Genomic DNA, 12,522 nt, shown 5'->3' with positions numbered 1-12,522 from the left:
GTGAGGATCGACGCCTGCGGGCGCCGGTCCTCAGCCCGGCTCGACCTCTTCGTCCATCCGCCGCGCGCGGATCCTCTCCGCGCGCGCAGCCAGCTCGTCGTCAGCCGGGTAGACGACCTCCTCGAGCACGAGCCCGTGCGCAGGCACGACGCCCGCACCCGAGTCCCGGCGTCTGCCCTCGAGGACCTTCGCCGGCCACTCCTCGTCCCGGCGTCCCTCGCCCACGGCGATCGACGCCCCGACGAGCGCGCGCACCATGTTGTGGCAGAACGCGTCCGCCTGGACCGACGCGACGACGAGGCCGCGCTCTGGACCGTCCTCGACGCGCGTCCACCGCAGCTCCTGCAGCTCGCGGATCGTCGAGGCCCCCTCGCGCGGACGGCAGTACGCCGCGAAGTCCCGCAGCCCGAGGAGCGGCTGGCACGCGCGGTCCATCGCCGCGACGTCGAGCCCGGCCCGGTTCCACAGCACCCAGTCGCGCGTGAGCGGGTCCCTGAGCTCCGGCCGGTCGGCGACCCGGTAGGAGTAGCGCCGGCGCAGCGCGCTGAAGCGCGCGTCGAAACCCTGGGGCGCGGGCGCGGCACGGTGCACGACGACGTCGGTCGGCAGGACCCCTGCGAGTCGCGACACGAGCGCATCCCCCGGTGCGCGCCCCGACCGGCCCACGACGGCCTCCCACACCTCGCCCGGGACGTCGACGTGCGCGACCTGGCCACGCGAGTGGACGCCGGCGTCGGTCCGCCCGGCGACCGTCAGGCGTACCGACGGGAGGCGAAGGACACGCGCGAGCGCCTCCTCGAGGGTGCCCTGCACGGTGCGGAGGCCCGGCTGGGTCGCCCAGCCCGAGAAGTCGGTCCCCCGGTAGGAGAGGTCGAGTCGCAGACGAATCACGCGGACCATCATCCCGCACGCAGCACCCCGCCCCGGTCGGTACCGTGGCCGCATGGAAACCACGGCCCGCGACGTCCTGACCCTGAGCGTCGACTGCGGCGGCTCAGGCATCAAGGCGGGCGTGCTCGACGCGTCGGGCACCGCGCACGCGCCCGCGGTGCGGATCGAGACGCCGTACCCGCTCTCCCCGGAACGTCTCGTCCGCACGGTCGCCGACCTCGCGGCTTCCCTGCCGCCTGCGTCGAGGCTAAGCCTCGGCATGCCGGGCATGATCCGGCACGGCGTCGTCGTCGCGACACCGCACTACATCAACCGCACCGGGCCGCGCAGCCGTCCCCTCCCCGAGCTCGTCGCTGCGTGGGCCGACCTCGACCTTGCGGCCGCGCTCGAGAGCGAGCTCGGGATCCCGACGATCGTCGTCAACGACGCCGAGCTCCACGGCGCGGGAGTCATCGCAGGCGCGGGCCTCGAGCTCGTCCTGACGCTCGGTACCGGCCTCGGCTCAGCCCACTACGACGGCGGGCGGCTCGCCCCGCACCTCGAGCTGTCGCACGCGCCCGTCCGGCGCGCCACGACCTACGACGCGTACATCGGCGAACCTGAACGACGACGCCTCGGGGACGCCCTGTGGTCCCGCCGGGTGCTCCGGGTCGTCGAGGGGCTCGCGCCTGTCTTCCGCTGGGACCGTCTCTACCTGGGCGGCGGGAACTCGGGCCGCATCACGGCGCAGGTGCGCGACCGGCTCGGGCCGGAAGTTGTCGTCGTGCCGAACTCGGCGGCGCTCGTGGGCGGGGCGCGCGCCTGGACGCTGTGGGGCGACGACAGGCCCTGAGCCTGCAGTCAGGGACCCGTCACGCGGTGCGACGCTGTCCGGGTCCCCCGCACCGGCCTGTCCCTCTCGAGCCCGTCGGTGCCGTGAAGAACGACGAGGCCCGCGCACCATCGGTGCGCGGGCCTCGTCGTGAGAGGGGAAGGCTCAGGCCTTCTCCTCCGTGGTCTCCTCGGCGGCGGGGGCGTCCTCGACGACCTCGGCCTCGGCGGACTCCTCGACGACCGGCTCAACGGGCTTCTCAGCCTTCGGAGCGGACTTCTTCGCGGCCTTCTCAGCCTCGCGGACGACAGCCTGCTTGGGGCTCACGGGCTCGGTGACGAGCTCGATGACCGCCATGGGGGCGTTGTCGCCCTTGCGCGGCGCGACCTTGATGATGCGGGTGTAGCCACCCTGGCGCTCGGCCATCTGCGGGGCGATCTCGGTGAACAGGACGTGGACGATGCCCTTGTCCGTGATCGTGCGCAGGACGCGACGACGGTTGTGCAGGTCACCGCGCTTGGCGAACGTGATCAGACGCTCGGCCTCGGGACGGAGGCGCTTGGCCTTCGCCTCGGTCGTGGTGATGCGACCGTGCTCGAAGAGCGCGGCGGCCAGGTTGGCCAGGATCTTGCGCTCGTGCGACGGGCTACCGCCGAGCCGCGCGCCCTTGGTGGGGGTAGGCATTGTTCTTGCTCCTAGAGAAATTGGGGGGCTGTCCGGCGCTCAGCGCGACGGGCGTGCCAGCGTCAGTACTGCTCGGTCTCGAAGTCGCCCTCGTCGCCGTCGCTGTAGTCGACGGTCGACGGGTCGAAGTCCAGGGGGGAGTCCTTGAGGCCCAGACCCAGGCCCGCAAGCTTCTCCTTGACCTCGGTGATCGACTTGGAACCGAAGTTCCGGATGTCGAGCAGGTCGGCCTCGCTGCGGGACACGAGCTCACCCACGGTGTGGATGCCCTCGCGCTTGAGGCAGTTGTACGACCGGATCGTCAGCTGCAGCTCTTCGATCGGCAGAGCCAGGTCGGCGGCGAGCGCAGCGTCGGTCGGCGACGGGCCGATCTCGATGCCCTCGGCCTCGACGTTGAGCTCACGGGCGAGCCCGAACAGCTCGACGAGCGTCTTGCCTGCGGACGCGAGAGCGTCGCGGGGCGAGATCGCCGGCTTGGTCTCGACGTCGACGATCAGCTTGTCGAAGTCGGTGCGCTGCTCGACACGGGTCGCCTCGACCTTGTACGTCACCTTGAGCACGGGCGAGTAGATCGAGTCGACCGGGATGCGGCCGATCTCGGCGTCGAACGACTTGTTCTGGCTCGCGGACACATAGCCACGCCCACGCTCGACGGTCAGCTCGATCTCGAGCTTGCCCTTCTCGTTGAGGGTCGCGATGTGCAGCTCAGGGTTGTGGACCTCGACACCGGCCGGCGGGACGATGTCCGCTGCGGTGACGACACCGGCGCCCTGCTTGCGCAGGTACATCACGACGGGCTCGTCGTTCTCCGACGAGACCACGAGGTTCTTGATGTTGAGGATGATCTCGGTGACGTCCTCCTTGCCACCCGGCACGGTGGTGAACTCGTGGAGCACACCGTCGATGCGGATGGAGGTCACCGCAGCGCCCGGGATGGACGACAGCAGCGTGCGACGCAGCGAGTTGCCGAGCGTGTAGCCGAAGCCCGGCTCGAGCGGCTCGATGGAGAAGCGCGAACGGTTCTCCGAGATGACCTCTTCGGTCAGGGTGGGGCGCTGTGCGATCAGCACTGGTTCTGTCCTTTCAGTGCGCGTCCGCCATATGACGCGTCACAGACGAAGAGCCCCGGCGGGAAGCTTCCGGCCTGGGATTTCGGCATGGGTACTGGTGCCGCACCGTGGTGCGGCGTCAGGCCGCCGGCAGGGCACATGCCCTGGCCGGCGGCCTGGAACCGATCACACGCGGCGGCGCTTCGGCGGACGGCAACCGTTGTGGGCCTGAGGCGTGACGTCCTGGATCGAACCGACCTCGAGGCCAGCGGCCTGGAGGGAACGGATCGCGGTCTCGCGGCCGGAGCCCGGACCCTTGACGAAGACGTCGACCTTCTTCATGCCGTGCTCCTGGGCGCGGCGAGCCGCAGCCTCGGCAGCGAGCTGCGCGGCGAAGGGCGTCGACTTGCGCGAGCCCTTGAAGCCGACCTGGCCGGAGGAGGCCCACGAGATCACGGCGCCCGACGGGTCCGTGATCGAGACGATGGTGTTGTTGAAGGTGCTCTTGATGTGCGCCTGGCCGAGGGCTACGTTCTTCTTTTCCTTGCGGCGAGGCTTGCGCGCACCGGAGGCGGCGCGAGTCTTGGGAGGCATGTCTTTGATCTCTCCTGGTCTGAGGTAATCGGACCGCGCGGCGGGGCGAGACCCCTGCGCGGACTGCTGCTACTGCTTAGCGGGCCTTCTTCTTACCGGCCACGGTGCGCTTCGGGCCCTTGCGGGTACGCGCGTTGGTCTTGGTGCGCTGACCGCGCACCGGGAGGCCGCGGCGGTGACGCAGGCCCTCGTAGCAGCCGATCTCGACCTTGCGGCGGATGTCGGCAGCAACCTCACGACGGAGATCACCTTCGAGCTTGTAGTTGCCCTCGAGGAAGTCGCGCAGCGCGACGAGCTGAGCCTCGTCGAGGTCCTTGACGCGGACCTCCGGGCTGATGCCGGTCGCGGCGACTGCCTGCTGGGCGCGGGTACGGCCGACGCCGTAGATGTAGGTGAGCGCGATCTCGACCCGCTTCTCGCGGGGGAGGTCTACGCCGACAAGACGTGCCATGTGTGGCTCCTGTACTGCGTTCGGAGGTCTTCCGCACCATCTTCCCGCTGTTGCGGGCCCCAGCCTCCGAGCCGAGGGTTCGCGACGCCACGAGGGCGTTCGGTGGTGGTGCGCTGATGCCCCTGCAGGGGCAGATCTGCGGCGCGTGACTGCACGTGCCAGCGGACAGGCTGTGTCAGCCCTGGCGCTGCTTGTGCCGCACGTTCTCGCAGATGACCTGGACGCGGCCGTGGCGACGGATCACCTTGCACTTGTCGCAGATCTTCTTGACGCTGGGCTTGACCTTCATCGTGGTTCCTTCGCCGCCGTACGGCGGGCCGTCCGATCGTCGATCGTCCGGTGGCGCGCCGGCAGGTTGTCGGTGACGTGGTTACTTGTAGCGGTAGACGATACGGCCGCGGGACAGGTCGTACGGGCTCAGCTCGACCACGACCCGGTCCTCAGGGAGGATCCGGATGTAGTGCTGACGCATCTTGCCCGAGATGTGAGCGAGCACCTTGTGACCGTTGGCCAGCTCCACGCGAAACATCGCGTTCGGCAGGGCCTCGACCACGCTGCCCTCGATCTCGATGACACCGTCCTTCTTCGCCATATCCTCCGCTAACTCCTGGTTGAACATCCCACCCGGATGGATCACGCTCACGAGACGCCGAGAGGCGCCCACGCACACGTCACCGCGGCACCGGGTCTGCTGGGTGGCATGCAAGACACATACCAACGCAACATCGTACGGCATCGGGCAGGACGGGTAAACCCGGGAAGGGCCGCAGCGGGCCCGTGCCGTGCGTCACAGCACACGTCCGCCCCGTGAGGCAGGGGCATCACGGGGCGGACGTGGGCTCGTCAGGCGTGAGGCGCCTCGATCAGCCCGCACTCGATGGCGCGCTGGATCGTCTCAGCACCCGAATGGGTGCCGAGCTTGCGGTAGATCGACCGCAGGTGCGTCTTGACCGTGTTGGTCGTGAGGTAGAGACGCTTCGCGACCGCCCCGAGCGAGTCGCTCACGGCGAGGGTCTCGAGGACCTCGCGCTCACGCTCGCTCAGCTCGGCCACGACCGACGGCACCGGGAACACGTCGGCGCGCACACCGGCGTCGTCGAGCCTCGCGAGCACCGCTGCGAGCTCCGGGACGGCGGGGACCATCGCTTCGAGGAGCGGCCGCGGGAGCGAGGCGAACGGCTGGAACAGCTCGCTGTCGGTCGCGACCGCGATCGCCTCACGCATCGCACGGACGGCCTCAGCCTCACGGCCCCGCGCGTTCTCCGCGAGCGCGGCGACGAGCTGCAGACCGAGACGCTGGCGGGCAGGCCGGTGAGTCGAGTGCGCGCCTTGCGACGCGAGGAGCGCCGCCCGCCCGTAGTCGCCAGCCATGAACGCTGTCCGGACCCGCGGCAGCAGCAACCCGTCCTGGTCACCCTCCCACCGCGTCAGCACGGCACGCGCGCGCAGCACCTGCCCCATGGACAGCAGCAGGTCGACCCGCGCCGCGACGAGCAGGTTGGTGATGAGGTCGTCGGCAGGCAGGCCCGAGCTCATCACCCACTGGCTCGACTTCTCGAACTCCTCGAACTCCTCGTACTGCCCACCCTCCAGGAGTGAGAGCTGCGCTCGTGCCAGGGCCCCGAGCGACATCACCTCGGCGTCACCGCCGATCGCGTCGACGACTGCCGCACGCGCTGCCGGGAGGTCGACGCCTGCGATCGCCGCGAGCGCCCTCGCGCCGGCGAGGACCGGCGCGAGGTCCGCGACGTCGGCTGGGTCAGCCGATGCCGCCGCACGGGTTGCCTCGTCGATCCAGGCACGCGCGTCCTTGATGCCCCCCGTGACGGTCCACGTGAGCGCCGCGCCGACGGCGGCACGCGCCTCGGCGGCTGCGGCTCCGGACGCGGCCGCGAGCCGGTGCGCGTCCGTGAACACGGCACGAGCGCCGTCGGTGTCCGTGCGGGCCAGGCGCGTGGCGCCCAGCTCGCACAGGACTGCGGGCAGATCGGCGCGCACGTCGGGCGCCAGGTCGGCATAGCGCTCGGCGACGTCACGCGTACGTTCGCGCACGGACCGAGCGGCTCCGTGCCGCCAGCCAGCCAGGCGACCGAGCTCTGGCATCCCCGGCGCGCCGGTGGCCGTGCCCTCCGTCGTCGCGGGCTTTGCCACGTCGTTCGAGTAGTCACGCAGGACGACGAGACGCGGGCTGCGTTCGACCACGTCGGCCGGCAGCCGGTCGACGAGCTTCAACAGCTCGCTCTCCCCCTGTGCCGCGAGCATGTGCCACGAGCTCTCGACGCACTCGACGACCTCGTCCCACAGTCGCGCCCGCACGAGGTGCACGAGCGCCTGCCCGGCGCGCCCCTGGTCGAGAAGGACACCGGCCGACACCTGCGAGAGCTCTCGGAACTGCTCCGGCGCCTCGCTGCGCAGCCGCTGCACGCACTCGCGGCGCACAGCAGGCAGGTGCGCGTAGACCGCGTCCTCACCGGAGCCGTGGACGCGCAGCAGGCCGGACGCAAGCAGCGTGTCGATGTGTCCGTCGACGTCAGCATCGCCGCACACGCGGGCGGCGAGCGAACGCGTGAACTCGACGAGCACCGACGTGCGGGTGACGAAGTCGGCGAGACCGGGGACGGCGAACTCGTCCCAGACCGTCCGCAGGAACCAGCGGCCGGAGTCGAGGTTGAGCGCGAAACCCGCGCCCGGCACCTGGTCGGCGGCGGAACCGGCGAGGATCACCCTGACGAGCGCGGGCCATCCGGCCGTCTCGTCGCACAGGGTCTGCGCCTCGTCGCGACCGAGCACGATCCCCTGCTGCGCAGCGAGGCCGAGCACGTCCTCCACCCCGAGCGCGAGGTCGGCGGGACGCACGACGACGGAGTCGACGACGGCCGCGCCGACGACCTCGAGGCTGGTGACGGTCCGGGTGCAGACGATCAGGTAGAGGTGCTCCATCGTCTGGACGAGATCGAGCAGCGACTGCTCGATCCCGAGTCGTCCGGACGTCGACTCGAACCGGTCGAGCACCACGTAGACGGGACGGGTGCGCTGGCTGAGCAGCTGGACGACCCGCTCCCGGCCCCTGGCGGACGACGCGGCGACCTTGCGGTGCGTGGTAGTGAACTCCTCGAGCCTGCTGCCCAGGACGTCCCAGAACGCCTCGGCGCCGGGACCCTCGATGAATGACAGGGCGTCGGAGCCGAGCCACAGCACGTCGACGTCGTCATCCTGCATCGAACGCAGCCACTGGGCGGCGAGCATGGACTTACCGAAACCGTGCGGAGCCCGGATGACCGTGAGCGGTTCCGGCCGGGCAAACCGTGCGAACGACCTGTGAGTCGTCGCGCTGGCCGCGTGGACACGCGGCAGACCCCTGAGATTTGCCCTCGCGGGCTGGCGTGCGCGATCTGCGCGCACGGGCAACTCAATAGACATGTGACAGACGCTCCCCCGAGACGTGACTGAATGACTCGGTACACCCGAGACGGGCTACTCGTACCGACGTTGGTCACGATATTCCGAATCACCCTCGTTCTGACAGGGGGTTTACACCAGGAGGGCGGGTGAAGTCCCGGGTGAGGCGTTGACGAGGGACCAAACGTCCTACTTGATCAGAGGCGTCTCGTGGAGGTGCCTGTTCGCCATCATGCGTCGCCCCCTCCCGGGGTGCGCGAGAGGGAGCCTGTCCTCGACCAGGTTGCGCGGACGATGACTCGCACGAGCGCCCGCAGGGGCTTCAACGGTCGCGCGGGCGGCTCGGAGCCGGGCGCTGCGAGCCTGCCAGCGAGGTCAGCTACCGAGCGACGTGATCTTGATGCCCCGGTCCTCGAGCTTGGCCCGGCCGCCGTCGGTGGCGGTCAGGACCCAGATGCCGTCCTCGAGGACGGCGACGGTGTGCTCCCAGTGCGCGGCTCGTGCGCCGTCGTCGGTGACGACCGTCCAGTCGTCCTCGCACACCTGCGTGAACCTCTCACCCCTCGTCACCATGGGCTCGATCGCGATGCACATGCCGGGACGCACACGAGGGCCTCGGTCGCGGACCCGGAAGTTGGGGACGTCGGGCGACTGGTGCATGGCCGAGCCGATGCCGTGGCCGACGTACTCCTGGACGATCCCGTACGGCACGAGCGGGTCGGAGGCGGCCACGACGCTGTCCTCGACGGCAGCACCGACCTCGTGGAGGCGCTCCGCGCGGGCGAGCGCAGCGATACCCGCCCACATCGCTTCTTCGGTGACGGCGGACAGCCTCGCGTCCGCGGGGTCGACGTCTCCGACGAGGACCGTGACGGCGCTGTCCCCGTGCCAGCCGTCGACGATGGCGCCGCAGTCCACCGAGACCACGTCGCCGTCCTGGATCACACGGTCGCCCGGGATGCCGTGGACAACCTCGTCGTTGACGCTGATGCACGTCGTAGCCGGGTAGCCCTGGTAGCCGAGGAACGAGGACCGCGCCCCGCGAGCCGCGATCACCTCAGCAGCGATGGCGTCGAGCTCAGCGGTCGTCACGCCGATCGCCACAGCCCCCTGCACGGCGGCGAGCGCGTCAGCGACGACGAGCCCGGCCTCCCGCATCCGCAGGATCTCGTCGATCGACTTGATCTCGATCCGGTCCAACCCGAACACAGCGCCCCTTGTCAGGCCAGGATCGACTCGATGGCCGCGACCAGGCGGGCCGTGACGTCGTCGATGTCACCGAGACCGTCGACGCGTACAAGATCGCCGTCCGCCTCGTACTCGGCGCTGACGGGAGCGGTCTGCTCCGCGTAGACCTCGAGGCGGTGACGGATCACGTCCTCGTTGTCGTCCACGCGTCCCTCGATTTCGGCCCGCTTGAGGAGGCGCGCGACGACCGCCTCGGCGTCAGCCGTGATCTCCACTGCACCATCCAGGGTGACGCCGAGCTCACCGAGGATGACCTTGAGCTCTGCGACCTGGGCGACGTTCCGCGGATATCCGTCGAGCAGGAAGCCCTCGACGACGTCGGCCTGAGCGAGGCGGTCGCGGACCATGTCGTTCGTCACGGAGTCAGGCACGAGCTCGCCCTTGTCGGTGTAGCTCTGTGCGAGCTTGCCCAGCTCCGTGCCGCCCTTGATGTTCGCGCGGAAGATGTCGCCGGTCGAGATCGCCGGGACGCCGAACCGCTCAGCGAGCCGGACAGCCTGGGTGCCCTTGCCCGCTCCGGGCGGGCCGAGAAGGACGAGACGTGCGCTCAACGGAGGAACCCTTCATAGTGACGCTGCTGAAGCTGCGAGTCGATCTGCTTGACCGTCTCGAGGCCGACACCGACGACGATGATGATCGACGTGCCACCGAACGGGATGTTGTTCCCCACGTTGAGCGCGATGAACACCAGCGTCGGCACGAGGGCCACGAGAGCGAGGTAGATCGACCCGGCCGACGTGATGCGTGTGATCACGTAGTCGAGGTACTCGGCGGTCGGCCGGCCGGCGCGGATGCCGGGCACGAAACCGCCGTACTTCTTCATGTTGTCCGCGACCTCGTCCGGGTTGAACGTGATCGCCGTGTAGAAGAACGAGAAGAAGATGATCATGACGATGAACAGGGCGAGGTGCAGCGGCGCCTGCTGGGTCGCGAGGTTCCGGCCGACCCAGACGACCCAGTCAGCGCTCTGGTCCCCGAACTGCGCGAGCATCGTGGGGATCGCGAGGATCGACGACGCGAAGATCACCGGGATCACGCCAGCCATGTTGATCTTGATCGGGATGTAGGTGCTCGTGCCGCCGTACATCTTCCGGCCGACCATGCGCTTCGCGTACTGGACCGGGATGCGTCGCTGGGACTGCTCGACGAAGACGATGAGGCCGACGACGAGAACGATCATGACGATCACGCCGAGGAGCTTGGAGATGCCGTTGTTCGAGCCACCGATCGAGCCGAGCGCGGACGGGAAGCTCGCTGCGATCGACGTGAAGATGAGGAGCGACATGCCGTTGCCGATGCCCCGCTCGGTGATGAGCTCACCCATCCACATGATCACGCCGGTACCAGCGGTCAGGACGAGGATCATCAAGGCTGCGGTCCACCAGGAGTCGTCCTTGATGGGGTCGACGCCCGGGAGCAGCTGGCCGGTCCGGGCGAGCGTCACGATCGTGGTCGCCTGCAGCACGCCGAGGGCGATCGTCAGGTAGCGGGTGTACTGGGTGAGCTTCGCCTGACCGGACTGGCCGTCCTGGTGCAGGGTCTCGAACCGAGGAATCACCACGCGGAGAAGCTGGATGATGATGCTGGCCGTGATGTACGGCATGATCCCGAGCGCGAAGATCGACAGCTGGAGCAGTGCGCCACCGCTGAACAGGTTCACGAGGGCGAGCAGGTCGTTGTCACCCATGCTGTAGCTCTGCACGGCGCCGTAGTCGACACCGGGCGCCGGGATGAAGGAACCGACGCGGAAGAGCACCATCATCATGATGGTGAACAGAATCTTCTTCCGCAGGTCGGGAGTGCGGAATGCCCGTCCGAATGCGCCAAACACCAGATCCTCCTGCCCCGCGTGCTGCGGGTGAGTCGCGCCGCACGCGGCGACGTAGATGGGGGGCGACCACGAATGGTCGCCCAGCGCACTCTAGCGTCCCTCCAGGGCGCTGTGCGCGAAGTACCACGCATCAAGCACGACGGGGCCGGGTGTGCAGTGCACACTCGGCCCCGTCGATGGCTGTCAGCTGTCCGAGACGGACCCACCGGCGGCGAGGATCTTGTCCTTCGCCGACGCGGAGAGGGCGTCCACCGTGACATCAAGCTTCACGGTGATCTCGCCGGTGCCGAGCACCTTGACGAGCTGCCCACCACGAACCGCGCCCTTGGCCACGAGGTCCTCGACGGTGACCGTGCCACCCTCGGGGTACAGCGATCCGAGCTTCTCCAGGTTCACGACCTGGTACTCGGTGCGGAACGGGTTCTTGAACCCGCGGAGCTTGGGCAGACGCATGTGCAGCGGCATCTGCCCACCCTCGAAGCGGGTCGGGACCTGGTAACGAGCCTTCGTGCCCTTGGTACCACGACCGGCCGTCTTACCCTTGGACGCCTCACCACGACCCACACGGGTCTTGGCGGTCTTGGCGCCCGGGGCGGGACGAAGGTGGTGGACCTTCAGGGTGCCGCCGGCACCCTCGGTCGCTGCCGGAGCAGCGGCCGTCTTCTTGGCGGCCGGCTTCTTGGCCGGAGCCTTCTTCTCGGCGTCAGCCATGATCAGTCGACCTCCTCGACGGTGACGAGGTGCGCCACCGTAGCGACCATGCCGCGAATCTCGGGACGGTCCTCCTTGACGGCGGTGTCACCGATCCGCTTGAGGCCGAGCGAGCGCAGCGTGTCGCGCTGGTTCTGCTTGCCGCCGATGGCGGACTTCTTCTGGGTCACCTTGAGACGTGCCATCATGCACCCACCTCAGCTGCCTGGGCGGCCTTGCCGGCCGCCTGCGCACGGAGGAGAGCCGCCGGAGCGACCTCCTCGAGCGGCAGACCGCGACGCGCTGCGACAGCCTCAGGCCGCTCGAGCGCACGCAGACCGGCCACCGTGGCGTGCACGATGTTGATCGCGTTCGAGGAACCGAGCGACTTCGACAGGACGTCGTGGATGCCCGCGCACTCGAGGACCGCGCGCACCGGACCACCGGCGATCACACCGGTACCCGGAGCGGCCGGACGCAGGAACACCACGCCGGCAGCAGCCTCACCCGTCACCGGGTGCGGGATCGTGCGCTGGATGAGCGGGACGGAGAAGAAGTTCTTCTTCGCCTCCTCGACGCCCTTGGCGATGGCCGCGGGAACTTCCTTGGCCTTGCCGTAGCCGACGCCGACGGTGCCGTTGCCGTCACCCACCACGACGAGCGCGGTGAAGCTGAAGCGGCGGCCACCCTTGACGACCTTCGAGACACGGTTGATCGTGACGACGCGCTCGAGGAACGCATTCTTGTCAGCTGCCTCGTTGCGACGGTTGTCGCGGCGACCGTCACGGTCGTTGCGACGACCGCCCTGACGGTCGTTCTCGTTGCTGGCGCCGCCCGTGGGGGCGCCGGTGTTGCTGCGCTGCCCTGCAGCCAT

At 69.2% G+C, this 12,522-nt stretch carries 15 protein-coding genes; 1 reads left to right on the top strand and 14 read right to left on the bottom strand.

The window, feature by feature from the left end:
• Positions 1–30: 30 nt before the first annotated feature.
• On the bottom strand, positions 31–900 hold the full coding sequence (gene truA / locus AC4F3Q_RS01255; RefSeq protein ID WP_491038397.1) for a tRNA pseudouridine(38-40) synthase TruA: 870 nt from the start codon (positions 898–900) through the stop codon (positions 31–33).
• A 43-nt stretch (positions 901–943) separates the two neighbouring features.
• Between truA and AC4F3Q_RS01250 the strand changes: the two genes are divergently transcribed.
• Positions 944–1,723, top strand: a complete 780-nt coding sequence (locus AC4F3Q_RS01250; RefSeq protein ID WP_491038396.1) for an ROK family protein — start codon at positions 944–946, stop codon at positions 1,721–1,723.
• A 144-nt stretch (positions 1,724–1,867) separates the two neighbouring features.
• On the opposite strand, the gene rplQ is transcribed toward AC4F3Q_RS01250, so the two are convergent.
• The 13 genes from rplQ to rpsE all read right to left on the bottom strand — a co-directional run bounded on the left by rplQ (position 1,868) and on the right by rpsE (position 12,522).
• Positions 1,868–2,386, bottom strand: coding sequence for a 50S ribosomal protein L17 (gene rplQ, locus AC4F3Q_RS01245; protein ID WP_168446272.1), 519 nt, complete (start codon positions 2,384–2,386; stop codon positions 1,868–1,870).
• 62 nt (positions 2,387–2,448) lie between these two features.
• The gene (locus AC4F3Q_RS01240; protein WP_168446273.1) at positions 2,449–3,456 is read right to left on the bottom strand and encodes a DNA-directed RNA polymerase subunit alpha; all 1,008 of its coding nucleotides are present in this window, start codon (positions 3,454–3,456) and stop codon (positions 2,449–2,451) included.
• A gap of 165 nt (positions 3,457–3,621) precedes the next feature.
• The gene (gene rpsK, locus AC4F3Q_RS01235) at positions 3,622–4,029 is read right to left on the bottom strand and encodes a 30S ribosomal protein S11 (protein ID WP_098457532.1); all 408 of its coding nucleotides are present in this window, start codon (positions 4,027–4,029) and stop codon (positions 3,622–3,624) included.
• Between the two features lie 76 nt (positions 4,030–4,105).
• Entirely contained in the window at positions 4,106–4,480 is a 375-nt protein-coding gene (gene rpsM / locus AC4F3Q_RS01230; protein ID WP_168446274.1) for a 30S ribosomal protein S13, read from the bottom strand.
• A gap of 175 nt (positions 4,481–4,655) precedes the next feature.
• The gene (gene rpmJ / locus AC4F3Q_RS01225; RefSeq protein ID WP_098457534.1) at positions 4,656–4,769 is read right to left on the bottom strand and encodes a 50S ribosomal protein L36; all 114 of its coding nucleotides are present in this window, start codon (positions 4,767–4,769) and stop codon (positions 4,656–4,658) included.
• 81 nt (positions 4,770–4,850) lie between these two features.
• The gene (gene infA, locus AC4F3Q_RS01220; RefSeq protein WP_012867920.1) at positions 4,851–5,072 is read right to left on the bottom strand and encodes a translation initiation factor IF-1; all 222 of its coding nucleotides are present in this window, start codon (positions 5,070–5,072) and stop codon (positions 4,851–4,853) included.
• 251 nt (positions 5,073–5,323) lie between these two features.
• On the bottom strand, positions 5,324–7,726 hold the full coding sequence (locus AC4F3Q_RS01215) for a helix-turn-helix transcriptional regulator (RefSeq protein WP_491038395.1): 2,403 nt from the start codon (positions 7,724–7,726) through the stop codon (positions 5,324–5,326).
• A 528-nt stretch (positions 7,727–8,254) separates the two neighbouring features.
• A complete protein-coding gene (map, locus tag AC4F3Q_RS01210) occupies positions 8,255–9,088 on the bottom strand; it encodes a type I methionyl aminopeptidase (RefSeq protein ID WP_491038394.1) in 834 nt (277 codons plus the stop codon).
• Positions 9,089–9,099: 11 nt separating this feature from the next.
• Positions 9,100–9,678, bottom strand: coding sequence for an adenylate kinase (locus AC4F3Q_RS01205; RefSeq protein WP_168446277.1), 579 nt, complete (start codon positions 9,676–9,678; stop codon positions 9,100–9,102).
• A complete protein-coding gene (gene secY, locus AC4F3Q_RS01200; RefSeq protein ID WP_168446278.1) occupies positions 9,675–10,958 on the bottom strand; it encodes a preprotein translocase subunit SecY in 1,284 nt (427 codons plus the stop codon). Before secY ends, AC4F3Q_RS01205 begins: the two co-directional genes overlap by 4 nt.
• 183 nt (positions 10,959–11,141) lie before the next feature.
• Positions 11,142–11,669, bottom strand: coding sequence for a 50S ribosomal protein L15 (gene rplO, locus AC4F3Q_RS01195; RefSeq protein WP_168446279.1), 528 nt, complete (start codon positions 11,667–11,669; stop codon positions 11,142–11,144).
• Positions 11,670–11,671: 2 nt separating this feature from the next.
• The gene (gene rpmD, locus AC4F3Q_RS01190; protein ID WP_098457541.1) at positions 11,672–11,854 is read right to left on the bottom strand and encodes a 50S ribosomal protein L30; all 183 of its coding nucleotides are present in this window, start codon (positions 11,852–11,854) and stop codon (positions 11,672–11,674) included.
• On the bottom strand, positions 11,854–12,522 hold the full coding sequence (gene rpsE, locus AC4F3Q_RS01185; protein ID WP_168446280.1) for a 30S ribosomal protein S5: 669 nt from the start codon (positions 12,520–12,522) through the stop codon (positions 11,854–11,856). Before rpsE ends, rpmD begins: the two co-directional genes overlap by 1 nt.

The organism is Flavimobilis sp. BM9 (genome assembly GCF_058313055.1).
Note: the sequence above shows the minus strand (reverse complement) of the source record. Positions and strands in the feature narration are given on the sequence as shown.

Bases quoted from the DNA above. Each gene is read 5' to 3' on its own strand.
- truA (WP_491038397.1), bottom strand. From the start codon at position 900: ATGGTCCGCGTGATTCGTCTGCGACTCGACCTCTCCTACCGGGGGACC.
- AC4F3Q_RS01250 (WP_491038396.1), top strand. From the start codon at position 944: ATGGAAACCACGGCCCGCGACGTCCTGACCCTGAGCGTCGACTGCGGC.
- rplQ (WP_168446272.1), bottom strand. From the start codon at position 2,386: ATGCCTACCCCCACCAAGGGCGCGCGGCTCGGCGGTAGCCCGTCGCAC.
- rpsK (WP_098457532.1), bottom strand. From the start codon at position 4,029: ATGCCTCCCAAGACTCGCGCCGCCTCCGGTGCGCGCAAGCCTCGCCGC.
- rpsM (WP_168446274.1), bottom strand. From the start codon at position 4,480: ATGGCACGTCTTGTCGGCGTAGACCTCCCCCGCGAGAAGCGGGTCGAG.
- rpmJ (WP_098457534.1), bottom strand. From the start codon at position 4,769: ATGAAGGTCAAGCCCAGCGTCAAGAAGATCTGCGACAAGTGCAAGGTG.
- infA (WP_012867920.1), bottom strand. From the start codon at position 5,072: ATGGCGAAGAAGGACGGTGTCATCGAGATCGAGGGCAGCGTGGTCGAG.
- AC4F3Q_RS01215 (WP_491038395.1), bottom strand. From the start codon at position 7,726: ATGCTCGCCGCCCAGTGGCTGCGTTCGATGCAGGATGACGACGTCGAC.
- rplO (WP_168446279.1), bottom strand. From the start codon at position 11,669: ATGGCTGACGCCGAGAAGAAGGCTCCGGCCAAGAAGCCGGCCGCCAAG.
- rpmD (WP_098457541.1), bottom strand. From the start codon at position 11,854: ATGGCACGTCTCAAGGTGACCCAGAAGAAGTCCGCCATCGGCGGCAAG.
- rpsE (WP_168446280.1), bottom strand. From the start codon at position 12,522: ATGGCTGCAGGGCAGCGCAGCAACACCGGCGCCCCCACGGGCGGCGCC.